18 protein-coding genes are annotated in these 15,192 nt (G+C 38.8%); all 18 read left to right on the plus strand.

Translation table 11 applies throughout. The features are described from left to right. The first annotated feature begins 161 nt into the window (after window positions 1-161). The 18 genes from pxpB (at window position 162) to CD122_RS03730 (ending at window position 15,189) form a co-directional block, all read left to right on the plus strand. A complete protein-coding gene (gene pxpB / locus CD122_RS03645) occupies window positions 162-893 on the plus strand; it encodes a 5-oxoprolinase subunit PxpB (protein WP_103357649.1) in 732 nt (243 codons plus the stop codon). Then, window positions 883-1,908, plus strand: a complete 1,026-nt coding sequence (locus tag CD122_RS03650; protein ID WP_103357650.1) for a 5-oxoprolinase subunit C family protein — start codon at window positions 883-885, stop codon at window positions 1,906-1,908. Before pxpB ends, CD122_RS03650 begins: the two co-directional genes overlap by 11 nt. After that, on the plus strand, window positions 1,899-2,345 hold the full coding sequence (locus CD122_RS03655) for an acetyl-CoA carboxylase biotin carboxyl carrier protein (protein ID WP_103357651.1): 447 nt from the start codon (window positions 1,899-1,901) through the stop codon (window positions 2,343-2,345). The genes CD122_RS03650 and CD122_RS03655 overlap by 10 nt, the downstream gene beginning before the upstream one ends. Before the next feature lie 13 nt (window positions 2,346-2,358). After that, window positions 2,359-3,723, plus strand: coding sequence for an acetyl-CoA carboxylase biotin carboxylase subunit (locus tag CD122_RS03660; RefSeq protein WP_103357652.1), 1,365 nt, complete (start codon window positions 2,359-2,361; stop codon window positions 3,721-3,723). Further along, a complete protein-coding gene (gene pxpA / locus CD122_RS03665) occupies window positions 3,719-4,477 on the plus strand; it encodes a 5-oxoprolinase subunit PxpA (protein WP_103357728.1) in 759 nt (252 codons plus the stop codon). The genes CD122_RS03660 and pxpA overlap by 5 nt, the downstream gene beginning before the upstream one ends. Before the next feature lie 3 nt (window positions 4,478-4,480). After that, entirely contained in the window at window positions 4,481-5,719 is a 1,239-nt protein-coding gene (locus CD122_RS03670) for an NRAMP family divalent metal transporter (RefSeq protein ID WP_103357653.1), read from the plus strand. Between the two features lie 272 nt (window positions 5,720-5,991). Beyond that, the gene (mtnN, locus tag CD122_RS03675) at window positions 5,992-6,678 is read left to right on the plus strand and encodes a 5'-methylthioadenosine/S-adenosylhomocysteine nucleosidase (RefSeq protein ID WP_103357654.1); all 687 of its coding nucleotides are present in this window, start codon (window positions 5,992-5,994) and stop codon (window positions 6,676-6,678) included. Window positions 6,679-6,750: 72 nt separating this feature from the next. Further along, on the plus strand, window positions 6,751-7,278 hold the full coding sequence (locus CD122_RS03680) for a YqeG family HAD IIIA-type phosphatase (RefSeq protein ID WP_103357655.1): 528 nt from the start codon (window positions 6,751-6,753) through the stop codon (window positions 7,276-7,278). 1 nt (window position 7,279) lies between these two features. Next, window positions 7,280-8,380 (plus strand): ribosome biogenesis GTPase YqeH, encoded by a 1,101-nt coding sequence (gene yqeH, locus CD122_RS03685; RefSeq protein WP_103357656.1) that lies wholly within the window; start codon window positions 7,280-7,282, stop codon window positions 8,378-8,380. 12 nt (window positions 8,381-8,392) lie between these two features. Then, complete coding sequence (gene aroE, locus CD122_RS03690) at window positions 8,393-9,196, plus strand: shikimate dehydrogenase (RefSeq protein WP_103357657.1); 804 nt, start codon at window positions 8,393-8,395, stop codon at window positions 9,194-9,196. Between the two features lie 24 nt (window positions 9,197-9,220). Continuing rightward, complete coding sequence (gene yhbY, locus CD122_RS03695; protein ID WP_103357658.1) at window positions 9,221-9,514, plus strand: ribosome assembly RNA-binding protein YhbY; 294 nt, start codon at window positions 9,221-9,223, stop codon at window positions 9,512-9,514. Beyond that, window positions 9,514-10,080 (plus strand): nicotinate (nicotinamide) nucleotide adenylyltransferase, encoded by a 567-nt coding sequence (nadD, locus tag CD122_RS03700; protein ID WP_103357659.1) that lies wholly within the window; start codon window positions 9,514-9,516, stop codon window positions 10,078-10,080. Before yhbY ends, nadD begins: the two co-directional genes overlap by 1 nt. Beyond that, window positions 10,073-10,636 carry a bis(5'-nucleosyl)-tetraphosphatase (symmetrical) YqeK gene (gene yqeK, locus CD122_RS03705; RefSeq protein WP_103357660.1) on the plus strand — a complete coding sequence of 188 codons (564 nt, stop codon included), beginning with the start codon at window positions 10,073-10,075 and terminating at the stop codon, window positions 10,634-10,636. The genes nadD and yqeK overlap by 8 nt, the downstream gene beginning before the upstream one ends. A gap of 26 nt (window positions 10,637-10,662) precedes the next feature. After that, the gene (gene rsfS / locus CD122_RS03710) at window positions 10,663-11,019 is read left to right on the plus strand and encodes a ribosome silencing factor (RefSeq protein ID WP_103357661.1); all 357 of its coding nucleotides are present in this window, start codon (window positions 10,663-10,665) and stop codon (window positions 11,017-11,019) included. Next, the gene (locus CD122_RS03715) at window positions 11,019-11,741 is read left to right on the plus strand and encodes a class I SAM-dependent DNA methyltransferase (RefSeq protein ID WP_103357662.1); all 723 of its coding nucleotides are present in this window, start codon (window positions 11,019-11,021) and stop codon (window positions 11,739-11,741) included. The genes rsfS and CD122_RS03715 overlap by 1 nt, the downstream gene beginning before the upstream one ends. A 57-nt stretch (window positions 11,742-11,798) precedes the next feature. Further along, on the plus strand, window positions 11,799-12,416 hold the full coding sequence (locus CD122_RS03720; protein ID WP_103357663.1) for a helix-hairpin-helix domain-containing protein: 618 nt from the start codon (window positions 11,799-11,801) through the stop codon (window positions 12,414-12,416). A 71-nt stretch (window positions 12,417-12,487) separates the two neighbouring features. Then, window positions 12,488-12,952, plus strand: coding sequence for a ComE operon protein 2 (locus CD122_RS03725; RefSeq protein WP_103357664.1), 465 nt, complete (start codon window positions 12,488-12,490; stop codon window positions 12,950-12,952). Beyond that, window positions 12,949-15,189 carry a DNA internalization-related competence protein ComEC/Rec2 gene (locus CD122_RS03730; RefSeq protein ID WP_103357665.1) on the plus strand — a complete coding sequence of 747 codons (2,241 nt, stop codon included), beginning with the start codon at window positions 12,949-12,951 and terminating at the stop codon, window positions 15,187-15,189. Before CD122_RS03725 ends, CD122_RS03730 begins: the two co-directional genes overlap by 4 nt. Window positions 15,190-15,192 lie beyond the last annotated feature (3 nt).

Below are 15,192 nucleotides of genomic sequence, written 5' to 3' on the forward strand. Positions count from 1 at the left end.
TCTAAATTCTTTTTATCGAATTCTATAATTTTGTTCATTTTCACAAAATATAATTAAAAAACGTGCCATTCCATACTTTCAAACAAAAACATTGAATTGTCAGTTAAAAGTAATAATGCTAAAATATTTTCATGAAAGGGTTTTCTGGAAGGGGGATGAAAATGGAATTTAAACAAATAAGTGAGCAATCTTTTATGATTTATTTTGATGCCAACATTAGTGAAGAAATCTTCAACCAAGTCAACGCTGTTTCTGACTATTTGAAATTATTGGCACATCCACATATACAAGAGATTGTGACATCTTATCGAGCCATACTTGTTTATTTTGATGGCATGGCAATAACGTATGAGGCGTTGTTAGATGAGTTGGCGTTATCAACGTATGCTTTAACATCAACTGAACAAAACCAACCAAGACGTATTGTCAATATTCCTGTATTATACGGGGGCAAATGGGGACCTGATTTAGAATATGTTGCGGAATATCATAAGTTAACCGTTGAAGAGGTTATTCAACATCACATTGAAGGCTATTACCTTGTCTACATGATTGGTTTTATGCCTGGCTTTCCATTTTTAGGTGGTTTAAGTCCACGCATTCATACACCACGTAAAGACGAGCCGCGACTTAAAATCCCAGCTGGTTCAGTAGGTATCGCGAATAATCAAACAGGGCTCTATCCAGCTGATTCACCAGGAGGCTGGCAGATTATCGGGCGAACACCAATTGATGTTTTTGATTTAAATCGTGATCCTAAAATTCTCTATCAACCAGGGGATAAAATTAAATTTTATGCAATTAATGAAGAGCAATTTTTACATATTCAAAAGTATGTAGAAAACGGACATTTAAATTATGATGAGTGGGTGAAAATTGGCTATGAGCATTAAAATAATCAAACCAGGTTTATTTACAACTGTGCAGGATTTAGGGCGCTTTGGTCATCAGTCAGAAGGATTTTCTCCCGCAGGTGTCATGGATCGTCCAAGTTATGAGATTTTGAACGCATTACTCGAAACGGAACAGCAACCAGCATTAGAAATCACAATGATTGGTCCTAAAATTAAGTTTTTGTCACAAAATTTATTCGCAATTACGGGGGCAAAATTTTCTGCAACATTGAATGGAGAGTCAATTCCGCATCAAACGGTTATTAAAGCAGAGCCTGGCGATATATTAGATTTAGGTGCTGCACAAGAAGGCATGCGTGCTTATATTGGCTTTGCGGAACAACTTGATATTCCGCTTGTTGAAGGCAGTTATGCGACACACACGCGTACACGTGTTGGTGGCTATAAAGGACGCGTGCTAAAGGAAAACGATATTATTCCGACACGTGCATCTAATATGGATATTAGTTTAATTGGACGTTCTAGTGATTTTAGTAGTTTTAGTGCAGCGAGTGATTTACCAATCGGCATTATGGATGGTCCGCAGTTAGAGTCATTTTCAAAGCGTACCATCGCAGAAATCGAACATATTGAGTTTCAAGTGTCAGAGAGTTCCGACCGCATGGGGTATCGTTTAAAAGGCGGTTCGATTCAACCAATGGAAAGTGCAGATATTATTTCTGAACCCGTTGCATTAGGAAGTATTCAAGTACCGAAAGATGGGAATCCAATCATCCTACTCAATGACCGTCAAACGGTTGGCGGTTATACGAAGATTGGAACAGTGATCGATAGTGATATTGTCGACATCATCCAAAAGCGCCCCGGCGAAACGATTCGCTTTGAATGGGTCACTTTCAATGAAGCAAACGAAATACTCGCACGTAAAGGACGCAAGTTGGCAGACGCGAAAGAAAAACTTAGAAGATACCCACAACGCTATTTGAAAAATATACGACCAACACAACGAAAAATTAAAAGTGTATTAAAAGGAGATAGTATACCATGGACTTAAAACAAATTGAACAAACACTCACATTATTAAAAACATATGGTGTGAAACATTTCAAATATGGCGATGAAGATATGGAGTTGGAGCTAGATCTTCCAGCAGCGCAACCAAACGATGACTATGCGTTTACACCAGTAGCACCAGTTCAACCTACACCACAAGCAGCTGCAGCACAACCACAAGAAGCGGCACCAGCTGATGATTTGAAAGAAATTCGTTCACAAATGATTGGAACTTTTTATTTACAAGATGAAAAAGAATTGACAAAACCTGTGATTAAAGTGGGCGATGTCATTCAAAAAGGCGATATTATCGGTTATGTTGAAGCGATGAAAGTGATGAATGAGGTAACTGCTGATGAGAGCGGCGAAATTGTAGAAATCCTTGTTGATCATGGTGAAAATATCGAGCACAATCAAGTCATTGTTAAATTAAAATAAGGGGGACATACTGATGTATCGAGTATTAGTCGCAAATAGAGGTGAAATCGCCGTCCGAATTATCCGTGCTTTGCGTGAGATGAATATGGAATCTGTTGCTGTTTATGCGGTAGGCGATGAAGACAGTTTACACGTTAAGCTAGCGGATCATGCGGTATGTATTGGGAACGCGAATCCTTTAGACAGTTATCTTAATATTCATAACATCCTTTCTGCAGCAGAGATTACGAATGCCAATGCGGTACACCCGGGATATGGTTTCTTATCTGAGAGTCCGGTATTTGCGGAAAAGGTTGAAGAAGAAGGGCTTTATTTCATCGGACCTACTAAGACGACGATGGAACAGATGGGCGATAAGATTACAGCACGCCAAACAGTAGACCAAGCAGGCGTACCAATTATTCCAGGTTCTAAAGGCGCCGTCGAATCGGTTGAAGAAGTGAAAGGGTTAGCGGAATCTTTAGGCTATCCACTCGTATTAAAAGCCGCAAGTGGTGGTGGCGGTAAAGGGATTCGTATCGTTAAAGACGAAAGTATGTTAGAGCAAGCGTTTAAAGAAGCTAAAAGTGAAGGGAACAAGTATTTCAACGATGATCGCGTCTACGTTGAAGCGTTTATTCCAGTTGCGAAACACGTGGAAGTTCAAGTGTTAGGTGATGGTCAAGGGAATTACATCCATTTAGGTGAACGTGATTGCTCTGTCCAACGTAAAAACCAAAAGTTGATTGAAGAATCGCCATGTAGCGCGTTAACGCCAGAGAAACGTGAAAAAATGTGTAACGATGCGGTAAAAGTAGCACGTGCATCAAATTATCGCAGTGCGGGTACGATCGAATTCTTAGTAACCGAAGATGCGTATTACTTTATTGAAATGAATGCGCGTATCCAAGTAGAACATACGGTAACGGAAATGCGTACAAATGTAGATTTAGTCCGTGAACAATTGCGTATTATGCAAGATGGCACGTTGACGTTAAAGCAAGAAGATATTCCGTTTGAAGGGCATGTTATCGAGGCGCGAATCAATGCGGAAAATCCGGAACAAGCGTTTAGACCGACACCTGGTACTGTCCAAAGATTACATTTACCACAAGGTTTTAATGTGCGTGTTGACTCGTTACTTTATAGCGGTTATACTGTTTCCTCGTACTACGATTCACTTGTCGCAAAAGTGATTGTCAGAGGGGAAAATCGTACGCACGCTATCGATAAATTGAAGGTTACTTTAGACGAGATGATTATCGATGGATTTACGACAACAGCTGACTTTTTATATGCGGTATTATCTTATCCACCGTATTGTGAAGGCGACGCAAGTGACGTAGACATTAAATTTTTAGAAAGACATGACATTATCAAGGGGGCTAACCATGATTAAGGTAGATTTGAACTGTGACTTAGGCGAAAGTTTTGGTAACTATAAAATGGGTAATGACGAAGCGGTGTTGCCACTCATCACATCTGCAAATGTTGCTTGCGGATTCCATGCTGGAGATGAGAATGTTATGGCTCAAACTGTACGCTTTGCCAAAGCACATAATGTCAGCGTTGGTGCACATCCAGGTTTTCCAGATTTGAAAGGATTTGGTCGTCGTAACTTAGATATGTCGCTGGACGAAATCTATAATATGATGGTTTACCAAATCGGTGCGTTAAAAGCATTCTGCGACTTAAATGACGTCACACTTAATCATGTGAAACCACATGGTGCACTGTACCAAATGGGTGCGAAAGATCGTGCGATTGCCAAAACAATTGCTGAAGCCGTTTATGCGGTCGATCCTAATCTCTACTTAGTCGGTTTGTCCAATTCGCTGTTGCTTGAAGAAGCTGAAAAGGTCGGCTTGCCAACAGCGTCTGAAGTTTTTGCAGACCGCCGTTACGAAAAAGACGGTCAACTTGTAAGCAGAAAAAAACCAGGTGCATTAATTGAAGATACATCAGAAGCTATTCAACAAGTCATTCGCATGGTGACTGAAGGGAAGACAACAGCGATTACTGGTGAAGAAATTGAGATCTCTGCAGATACAATTTGCGTACATGGGGACGGTGCGCATGCGTTAGAGTTTGTAAAACAAATCAGGGAAAAGTTATCGGAGGTCAATGTCAATATAGTCAAAATAGGGGGTTAATGCATGAAATCAAATTCGAACAAAATCGAAAATCCAGGGGAATTCCAATTCACGAAAGCACATAGGCGTTTATTATTAGGGTCCGTCTTTTTGATGGCAACATCTGCAATCGGGCCAGCCTTTTTAACACAAACGGCTGTATTTACACAACAATTTTTAGCAAGTTTTGCATTTGCGATTTTATTATCAATCATTATTGATATCGGGGCACAAATTAATATTTGGCGTGTACTTGTTGTGACAGGCTATCGTGGTCAAGAAATTGCCAATGAAGTTGTAAAAGGTTTAGGTACATTTATTTCAATTTTAATCGGTATCGGTGGTTTAGCATTTAATATCGGAAACATTGCCGGTGCAGGGCTCGGACTCAATGCGATATTCGGTATTGATGTACGTATCGGTGCTGCCATTACAGCGGTTATTTCAATATTAGTATTCGTATCTAAAAACGGTCAAAAGATGATGGACATCGTCACAATGTTATTAGGTGTCCTTATGATTGGTGTTGTTGCATATGTTATGGTTCAATCGAATCCGCCGTATGCCGATGCAGCCAAACATATGATCTTACCTGAAAACCCAGCAGCACTTGTGTTACCAATTATCACATTAGTAGGTGGTACTGTGGGTGGTTACATTACATTCGCAGGGGCACACCGTATCTTAGATGCTGATATTAAAGGTAAAGATTACTTACCATTTGTAAACCGTTCAGCGATTACAGGTATTTTAACAACAGGCGTTATGCGTGGATTATTATTCTTAGCTGTACTTGGTGTTGTTGTAACAGGTGTTTCTTTAAATCCTGATAACCCGCCAGCTTCAGTATTTGAACACGCTATCGGACCAATCGGTAAAAATATTTTTGGTGTTGTATTGTTTGCTGCGGCAATGTCATCTGTTATCGGATCGGCATACACAAGTACAACATTTATCAAAACGCTACACAAAAAGTTGAATAAGTTTGATAACTACGTTGTTATCGCGTTTATCTTAGTATCAACACTTATCTTCTTATCAATCGGTAAGCCTGTAAAATTATTAATTATCGCAGGTGCACTTAACGGATTAATCTTACCAATTACATTAGGCACGATCCTAATCGCTTCAAAAAACAAGCGTATCGTTGGCGATTATCAACACCCAACATGGATGCTAATGTTTGGAATCGTCGCAGTCATTGTGACACTATTCACTGGATTTTTCGCATTCCAAGGTTTAGCAGACCTTTGGAACCAATAAGTTCATTAAGAGATGTTAAAGGTCAAGGCAATGTTGTCTTGGCTTTTTTATTTGCATGGGAGGGACACCGTTTATTTGTTCCCCAATGCTTAAATTTATAGCTGTTCAAGTTCCTACTCATCCTTGCCGGGGTTGGACAACGGATTCTTTTTGGAAAATATAATTCCTGTCTCACTTCCAAAGAAATTGAGTGAGTGTAGACGTGTAAATATGGTAAAATAGCACCGACTGAAGATAAAAATTTTATGTATATACATACAGGAGGCTACATGATGATTGCAATTATTGGTGCAATGGAAGAAGAAGTACAAATTTTAAAAGACCAACTGACACAATTGGAAGAAACAAAGATTGCACATACACATTTTTATAAAGGCATGCTTGCAGATAAGGAAGTCGTCCTTTTACAAAGTGGTATTGGTAAAGTAAACGTGGCGATTTCAACAGCGTTATTAATTGACCGTTATAACCCTGATTACATTATTAACACAGGCTCAGCTGGTGGCTTGCAACCTGGCTTAACATTAGGGGATGTTGTAGTAAGTACACAAGTTGGTTACCATGATGCGGATGCGCGCGCTTTTGGTTATGAAATGGGACAAATTCCAGGTATGCCAGCGACGTATGCAGCAGATACACAATTAGTAGAAGTTGTTAAAAATGTCTTGCAAAAACTGGATCAAACAGCCATGGAAGGTCTAATCGTGTCTGGAGATAGTTTTATTGGTACAGAAGCACAACGTGAAGTGATTTTATCAGACTTTCCACAAGCGATTGCTGCAGAGATGGAAGCGGCAGCGATTGCCCAAACGTGCTATCAATTTGGTAAGCCATTTATTGTAACACGTGCGATTTCCGACCTGGCAGATGGCGAGGCAAGTATGACTTTTGATGAATTTCTAAAAGTAGCGGCAAAATCATCAAGCGAGATGGTGTATGCGTTAGTAAAAGAACTGTAATAAGGTGTACAGTTTGATACTGTAATTATGCTATAATAATTGGAATGAAGTTATTTATTTTGGAGGCACATGATGGGGATTTTAAAGCGATTATTTTTACCCAATCAATACGTGAAAGATATTCACGAAATTGATTTTCAACAACTAGAAGCACGTAATATTCGTGGTGTCATTACAGACCTAGACAATACACTTGTTGGCTGGGATGAAGCGAACCCGACGCCTAAAGTGGAAGAATGGTTTAAATCACTCGATGAACGTGGCTTTAAAGTAACAGTTGTATCTAACAATAATGAAAAACGTGTAAAAGCATTTTGTAAAGATTTGAAGGTGGATTATATTTTCAAAGCGCAAAAACCACGCGGCAAGTCTTTACGTAAAGCAACACAACAGATGGGCTTGCAGAAAGATCAAGTCGTGGTTATCGGCGATCAAATGATGACGGATGTTTTTGGCGGCAACCGCAGTGGACTATACACAATTATGGTTGTACCTGTGAAAAATTCAGATGGCTTAGCAACTAAAGTAAATCGCTTAATTGAGCGACGTATTTTAAGCCATTTCAAACGCAAAGGCTATATCAACTGGGAGGAGTCTTAATATGGCGAACGCATTAAAATGTATCGGTTGTGGCGCAACGCTTCAATCTGAGAATCCAAATGAAGCGGGTTATGTACCTAAAGCCAGTTTGGAAAAAGAAGACGTCATTTGTAGACGTTGCTTCCGCTTGAAAAACTACAATGAAGTGCAAGATGTCGGTATGGAAAGTGAAGACTTTTTAACATTGTTGAATGGTCTTGCAGATAAACAAGGGATTGTTGTAAATCTTGTCGATGTCTTTGACTTTGAAGGGTCATTTATTCACGCACTAAAACGCATTGTAGGGAACAAAAAGATTATTTTAGCAGCAAATAAAATTGATTTATTGCCAAAACAAATTAACAAGCGTCGTGTAACGGAGTGGCTCAGACGTAGTGCTAAAGCATATGGTCTCGCACCTGACGATGTGGTGTTATTGTCAGCGATGAAAGGCTACGGCATTGAAGATTTAATGCAAGCGATTGAAAGGCATCGTAACCATCAAGACGTCTATATTGTTGGCACAACGAATGTCGGGAAATCAACATTGGTGAATAAGTTAATTGAAGAAAGTGTTGGCGAGAAGAACGTTATTACAACGTCAAAAGTACCGGGTACAACATTGGATATGATTGATATTCCATTAGACGATAGAAGTTATATGTATGATACACCGGGTGTCGTTCAAGCACATCAAATGACTCACTATGTTACAACGAAAGAGCTTAATTTGATTATGCCTAAAAAGGAAATCAAACAACGTGTCTTTCAATTGAATGAAGCACAATCATTATTCTTTGGTGGCTTAGCGAGAATTGATTATATTCGTGGTGGTAAGCGCCCGCTTATTTGTTATTTCTCAAATGAGTTGCATATTCACCGTACAAAACTTGAAAAAGCTGACAAGTTATGGCGAGAACAACTGGGTGATTTATTAGCACCACCATCTAACCGTGAGCATTTTGATTTCGATCAATTAAAACAAGTGTCATTACAGACGGAAGGTGGTAAAAAAGACGTAATGATTGCAGGTCTTGGCTTTATTACGATTGATGAAGGTGCTGAAGTTGTTGTAACTGTACCACAGAACGTAGAAGTGTATTTACGCCCATCAATTATGTAGGAGGGGAAGTCAATGAAGTTTGCGGTTATTGGTCATCCAATCGAGCACTCACTTTCACCTATCATGCATCATGCAAATTTTGAAGCATTACAACTTAATCATGAATACCAAGCACTCAATATACCACCAGCACATTTTCATCATATTCGTGATATTGCAGCTGAATATGCGTTAGATGGCTTTAATGTGACGATTCCACATAAAGAACGTATTATTCCGTATTTAGACGACATGACCGACGAAGCGAAAGCCATTGGTGCAGTTAACACTGTATTGATTAAAAATGGTCGCTGGATTGGTCATAATACGGATGGCATCGGTTTTGTAAAAGGTTTAAATGACTATTATGGTGATTTATCCAATGCAAAAATTTTAATTATTGGTGCGGGTGGTGCGAGTAAAGGCATTGCGTATTCACTCTCACAAAAGACGTCGCATCAAATTGCCGTCGCAAATCGAACAATGGCTCGTTTTGATGACTGGCAGTTTGACATAGAAGCACACGCATTATCAGAAGTTGATACAATTGCACATCAATACGACATTATTATTAACACAACACCTGTAGGGATGCATACTTCAACGGATCAAGTCGTTTCTTTACAACAATTAAAACAAGATGCCTTAGTTTGTGATATTATTTATATTCCTGCAGAGACAGCATTTTTAAAAGCGGCAAAAGCACAAGGCTATGATACGTATAATGGCTTAGATATGTTTGTCTATCAAGGTGCTGAAAGTTTTAATTTTTGGACAGGACAACAAGCGGATATTGATGCGATGCGCCAACGTGTTACAAAACGATTATATTCATAACATAGATAAATTCAGGAGGTCATTATGACATTAACAGGAAAACAAAAACGCTTTTTAAGAAGCGAAGCACACCATATCGATCCGATTTTCCAAATTGGTAAAGCAGGGATTAACGAAAATATGGTGGCACAAATTGATGAAGTTCTTGAAAAACGTGAACTGATCAAGGTGCACATTTTACAAAATAACTTAGATGATAAAAACGAATTAGCAGAAACACTTGCACAATCTACAAATAGCTACCTTGTACAATTGATTGGGTCAATTATCGTGCTATATCGTGAATCTAAAGAAAATAAACAAATCGAGTTACCATAATGAAACGCATTGTCATTTACGGTGGACAATTCAATCCCATTCACAGTGCACATGAGATGATTGCAAGTGAAGTAAATGCAGCGTTACAACCGGATGCGTTTTATTTTATGCCGAGTTATATGTCACCATTGAAGGAACATCATGATCCAATTGATATTGAAGATCGTCTTGCAATGATTCGATTAGTGATAGATAACTTGGGCTTTGGCACGTTACGCTTAGATGAAATAGAACGCAAAGGTCAGAGCTATACGTTCGATACACTTAGCGCCATTCATGCAGCTGAGCCGGATGTCGCACTATTTTTCGTGATTGGTACAGACCAGTATGACCAGTTAGACCAGTGGTATCGCATCGATGAATTGAAACAATTTGTGACATTTATCGTAGTGAATCGTGGACGCCAAATCAAAACGGATGATCCGGCAATTATGCCACTGGAAATTCCTGAAATGGCGATTAGCTCAACGATTGTACGCCAACGCTGCAAGGATAACAAGACGATTCATATGTGGGTGCCGTTAAATGTTGAATCGTACATATTGAGGAGGGGACTATATGGATAAACAATTTGCAATTGAACTTGTTGAACAAAAGTTGCCGAAGAAGCGCTTTAAACATTCATTGCGTGTTGCCGAAACAGCAGTTAAGTTAGCAGAAATATATGAAGGGGACAAAGATAAGGCTGAGCTTGCTGGTATCTTGCATGACTTCTGTAAGTACGACGACTTGAGTTACCTTTATCAACAAGTAACGAAGTATCAATTGGACTCAGACTTGTTAAGTTATGGCTCTGAAATTTTACACGGTCCAGTATGTGCAGTGTTGATGGAGCATCAATACGGTGTGACTGATGAAGAAGTGTTACAAGCAATTTATTACCATACAACGGGTCGCAAGAAGATGACTAAAACTGAAAAATTGGTGTTCATTGCTGATTATATTGAGCCAAAACGCGAAATACCAGGTGTAGATGAAATTCGTGAACTTGTATACAATGGTGGCGGCTTAGACCGTACAATTTATGAAATATCGAAAAGAACTGTGTTACACTTGGTGAACAAAGACGTCAGTGTCTATCAACCGACAATTGACTGTCTTAACTATTACAATTTTAACTAAACGAATGAAATTTAGAGGATGATTAAATGAACGCAAATGAATTATTAATGTTAAGTGTTAAAGCTGCAGATGAGAAAAAAGCTGAAGATATTATTTCAATTAATATGCAAGGCATCTCAGATATTGCAGATTACTTTTTAGTTTGTCATGGTAACAATGAACGTCAAGTACAGGCGATTGCCAAAGCGGTAAAAGATCATGCTGAAGAACAAGGTATCCATGTTAAACGTATGGAAGGTTACGATGAAGCACGCTGGATCTTAATTGACTTAGCGGATGTTGTTGTCCATGTATTCCATAAAGACGAACGTGACTACTATAACCTTGAAAAGTTGTATCATGACGCTGAAATTTTAGGTTACCAAGAGGTTATCAAAGCGTAATGGCATATCAAACATTGAGCGCATTTTATGATAAATTAACTGATGATCAACCGTACGATCAATGGCGCACAGTGATTCAACACTTTTTGCCAAGTGAACACGTGGCAACGGTGTTGGATTTAGGTTGTGGAACAGGGACGTTAACGACTTCATTCTTAGATTTTGCCGATCATGTTGTCGGTATGGATTTGAGTGAAGAAATGGTCACATACGCACAGCAAAAGTCTGAAAAAGTAGAATGGCTTGTAGGCAATATGGCGGCATTTTCGCTTTCCAACCGCTTCGATGTCATTACAATTTTATGTGATTCACTGAATTATTTAACGGATGAAGAAGACGTGCTTGCAACGTTGAACCATGTCTATCAGCATCTGAAAAATGATGGTGTGCTTATTTTTGATGTTCACACAACACAAAAAATGGATACACAATTCAACGGTGCGACGTATCTTGACGACCGTGAAAATTTAACGCTCGTATGGCAAACAGAACCAGGTGAGTTGCCACATAGTGTATGGCACGATTTGACATTCTTTGTTCAACGAGAGAATGGTTTGTATGAACGTTATGATGAATCGCAATTCCAAAGAACATTGGATAAACCAATCTATCATAATATGTTGGAATCGATTGGTTTCAAAAAGGTAACCTCATTTTACGATTTTGATCCGAATAACGATAATCCGACGAGTGACAGATTATTTTTTGTCGCAACAAAATAATTTTCAAGTAATCAACCTCCTCTACACATGTAATAAGATGTAAAGGGGGTTTTTAATATGTCTTTCATCTCACAAGTACAAGCATGGTGTATGAAAAATCGTTTGCTAGTTGCAATGGGGGCGCTGTTAGTAATTGCACTTATTGCGTTAACGGTTAATATGAATTCAAGTGATTCTGTAACGTCCCAGCCAGATCCACTCGTTCAAGAGACGACTTCAAGTGCGAACACTTCTAATACGTCAAAGAACGATAAGTCATCAACTATGAATCAGCAACCAACAGCGATCATTGTTGATATTAAAGGCGCCGTCAAGCAACCTAACACGTATCAGATGATGTCGAATGATCGTATTAAGCAATTGCTAGACAAGGCTATGCCCTTACCGACAGCAGATTTGTCTCAAATCAACTTAGCGGAAAAACTGAGCGACCAGAAGATGATCTATATTCCACAAAAAGGCGAGCAACCTAAAGGTGCGTCATCAAACAATGGTGCAAATACATCAAGTGCTAACGGGGGCGCACAAGGTCAGCCAATTAATTTGAATACGGCACAAGCCATCATTGCTTATCGAGAAGAAAAAGGGCAGTTTCAGTCTGTAGAAGAGCTCAAACAAGTAAAAGGAATTGGCGACAAAACATATGAGAATCTCAGTAGTTATTTCACGGTCTAGCCGTAGCTTTACTAGTGTGCAATGATAAAATCAGTTATAATCAAAAGGAAATCCATTAGAGGGGTGAAACAATGGAAAGAATTAAATGGCATGATTATTTTATGGCGCAAGCACATTTACTCGCTTTACGTTCTACGTGCAAACGATTATCTGTCGGTGCAACAATCATCAAAGACAATCGTATTATCGCGGGTGGATACAATGGTTCCGTTGCTGGAGAAGTGCACTGTACAGATGAAGAATGCTTACTTGAAGACGGGCATTGTATACGTACGATTCATGCAGAAATGAATGCGTTATTACAATGCGCTAAGCAGGGCGTATCTACAGAAGGCGCAACAATTTATGTGACGCACTTTCCATGTGTAAACTGTACAAAATCAATTATTCAAGCGGGTATTAAAACCATTTATTATGCGAAAGATTATCATAACCACGCTTATGCATTGAAGTTACTTGATCAATCTGGCGTAAAATACGAACATATTCCGTTTGAACCGGAACGCATTGCAAATTACATTATGGATTCACAATGATTTATATATTGCTGTTATATATTGTCGGTCAACTCGCTTATCATCATGTCTATGCAGCTATCTTGATTGGTATCATCTTGTTTGTAAGCATGATGATTAAGCGACAAACGATGTTAATGATTTCTATCGGATGCACCATATGTTTATTAGGCTATTACGTCGAAACATTGATACCTATACCACAGCCTGATATTGGCAATGTTGCTAACCAACAAACAGCAGTCACACCTTTGAATACCGTAATTCATATTGATAGCTTACCTATTAAAAAAGATACATTTTATAGTGCGACAGGGCGTGTTCACGAACAAAGTTATCGGCTTATTATCCGAGACCTTACTGCTGACACAAGGCGTTATAGCGCACGTTTTTGGGCAACACATGTCTGCAAAATAGACGGCACAATAAAGGCAGCCACAAACCATACACAGGCTCCAGCGTTGTTTGTTCAGCAGCTTGATATGGCACAATGTACACCGTATCATAACCTAACACTGTCAGAGTGGATTATGATGATACGTAATACTGCGATAGAACGGCTCATCCACTCACGACTACCGGGCTACCCATATATTATTGCGCTCGTAACAGGTACAACTGATTACATTCCCTTTATACAAAAGCAACTCCTTAAAAATTTGGGCATTTCTCACTTATTTGCGGTAAGTGGCACACATGTCGGTATTTTGACTGATCTATTGTATTTGATCGGTAAAAGGCTACCCATACCACTCTACATCACTCAACTATTCTTACTAGCACTGCTCCCTATGTTTTTAATCTTTTCAGGCAATAGTCCTAGCGCCCAAAGAGCCGTTGTAATGGCTTGTCTCGTCATTATTTTTGCACGCTTTATAAAACAAACTACATTACACATTTTATTGCTTTCCTATCTCTTTCTTTCATTTTATGATCCAAGCATTCATTATCATGTCGGCTTTCAATTTTCATATGCTATTTGTTTTTTACTCATTACACTTCGTAACATCTATCTACATCAAACCTTTTTTCGAGCAATGATCACCACAAGTTTCATTTCTGTATTAGGCACAATTCCAATTAGTTACCAGCACTTTAATGAACTTCAATGGTTAGGTTTAGTATCCAACATCTTTTTTATTCCACTCTACGGCATTTGTATCATACCGCTTTCTTTTTTAGCCACATTTCTAGCACTCATTGCACCAAACATCTTATGCCTATTCACATATCCATTCATGTTACTTTTTAGCATTCATAAGTTCTTTATTGTATTATTAACGCCATTAACACATTGGAAACTGATTTTGCCTGCATTTGGTGAAATAGGTTATCTAATGATGATGGTATTTGTAGCGAGTGCCGCATACTTATTAGCAAAGCGCCAAAGAAAAATGTTATTGTTATGGATTGTTGTGGCGTTATGTACTGTCATATTAAGCCATCCACAATATGAAAATCGCATGACACTCATTGATGTTGGGCAGGGCGACGCCATTTTATTCGAGACCCAAACAGGCGAAACGCTACTAATCGATACCGGTGGAACACGTGAAGATCCAAAACGAGCAAACCATAAATTTAACATTACGGATCAAAAACTATATCCGTTATTGAAAAAACGTGGGATTCGTCATATTGATTACCTTGTAATTACGCATCCTCATGCAGATCATATGGGGGAACTTGCACACCTTGCTAATCGCGTTGACATAGGTAATATTATCATTAATCCAAGTCATTTTAATCAACCATACGCGCGACTCGTTAGAAATGTGAGGCAACAAGAACGGGCACAAGTGTGGGTTTATCAGCAACTGAGTCATTTAAAACTTGGAGATTTCTCATTTCAATTTTTAGATAGTGATATTGCATCCAGTGATGATCCTAATGAACACTCTATTGTGACACTGGCAACAATCAATAAAACGACGATGATGTTAATGGGCGATGCGACAACTGAAAATGAGGAGAAATTGATAACATCGTATTCATTACCGAAAGTAGATATTTTGAAAGTGGGACATCATGGTAGTAAAACCAGTAGTTCGGAGGCATTTTTAGACAAGATAGAACCTAAGATAGCATTAATATCTGTTGCTAAGCATAATATGTATCATTTACCGAGTCCGATGATTATTGAACGTTTTAAGACCTATCACATTCCAGTGTATACAACTGCAGATAATCACCATGTTGTCGTAACGTTTAATGCACAAGCAGCACGTGGCTATACATTAACGAATGATGTAAATTGATAG

The sequence above is a fragment of the Staphylococcus rostri genome (assembly GCF_002902145.1).
GTDB lineage: Bacteria > Bacillota > Bacilli > Staphylococcales > Staphylococcaceae > Staphylococcus > Staphylococcus rostri.

Excerpts from the sequence above, each read along its gene's own strand:
- pxpB (WP_103357649.1), top strand. The coding sequence starts at position 162 with ATGGAATTTAAACAAATAAGTGAGCAATCTTTTATGATTTATTTTGAT.
- CD122_RS03650 (WP_103357650.1), top strand. The coding sequence starts at position 883 with ATGAGCATTAAAATAATCAAACCAGGTTTATTTACAACTGTGCAGGAT.
- CD122_RS03655 (WP_103357651.1), top strand. The coding sequence starts at position 1,899 with ATGGACTTAAAACAAATTGAACAAACACTCACATTATTAAAAACATAT.
- CD122_RS03660 (WP_103357652.1), top strand. The coding sequence starts at position 2,359 with ATGTATCGAGTATTAGTCGCAAATAGAGGTGAAATCGCCGTCCGAATT.
- CD122_RS03670 (WP_103357653.1), top strand. The coding sequence starts at position 4,481 with ATGAAATCAAATTCGAACAAAATCGAAAATCCAGGGGAATTCCAATTC.
- mtnN (WP_103357654.1), top strand. The coding sequence starts at position 5,992 with ATGATTGCAATTATTGGTGCAATGGAAGAAGAAGTACAAATTTTAAAA.
- CD122_RS03680 (WP_103357655.1), top strand. The coding sequence starts at position 6,751 with ATGGGGATTTTAAAGCGATTATTTTTACCCAATCAATACGTGAAAGAT.
- yqeH (WP_103357656.1), top strand. The coding sequence starts at position 7,280 with ATGGCGAACGCATTAAAATGTATCGGTTGTGGCGCAACGCTTCAATCT.
- aroE (WP_103357657.1), top strand. The coding sequence starts at position 8,393 with ATGAAGTTTGCGGTTATTGGTCATCCAATCGAGCACTCACTTTCACCT.
- yhbY (WP_103357658.1), top strand. The coding sequence starts at position 9,221 with ATGACATTAACAGGAAAACAAAAACGCTTTTTAAGAAGCGAAGCACAC.
- nadD (WP_103357659.1), top strand. The coding sequence starts at position 9,514 with ATGAAACGCATTGTCATTTACGGTGGACAATTCAATCCCATTCACAGT.
- yqeK (WP_103357660.1), top strand. The coding sequence starts at position 10,073 with ATGGATAAACAATTTGCAATTGAACTTGTTGAACAAAAGTTGCCGAAG.
- rsfS (WP_103357661.1), top strand. The coding sequence starts at position 10,663 with ATGAACGCAAATGAATTATTAATGTTAAGTGTTAAAGCTGCAGATGAG.
- CD122_RS03715 (WP_103357662.1), top strand. The coding sequence starts at position 11,019 with ATGGCATATCAAACATTGAGCGCATTTTATGATAAATTAACTGATGAT.
- CD122_RS03720 (WP_103357663.1), top strand. The coding sequence starts at position 11,799 with ATGTCTTTCATCTCACAAGTACAAGCATGGTGTATGAAAAATCGTTTG.
- CD122_RS03725 (WP_103357664.1), top strand. The coding sequence starts at position 12,488 with ATGGAAAGAATTAAATGGCATGATTATTTTATGGCGCAAGCACATTTA.
- CD122_RS03730 (WP_103357665.1), top strand. The coding sequence starts at position 12,949 with ATGATTTATATATTGCTGTTATATATTGTCGGTCAACTCGCTTATCAT.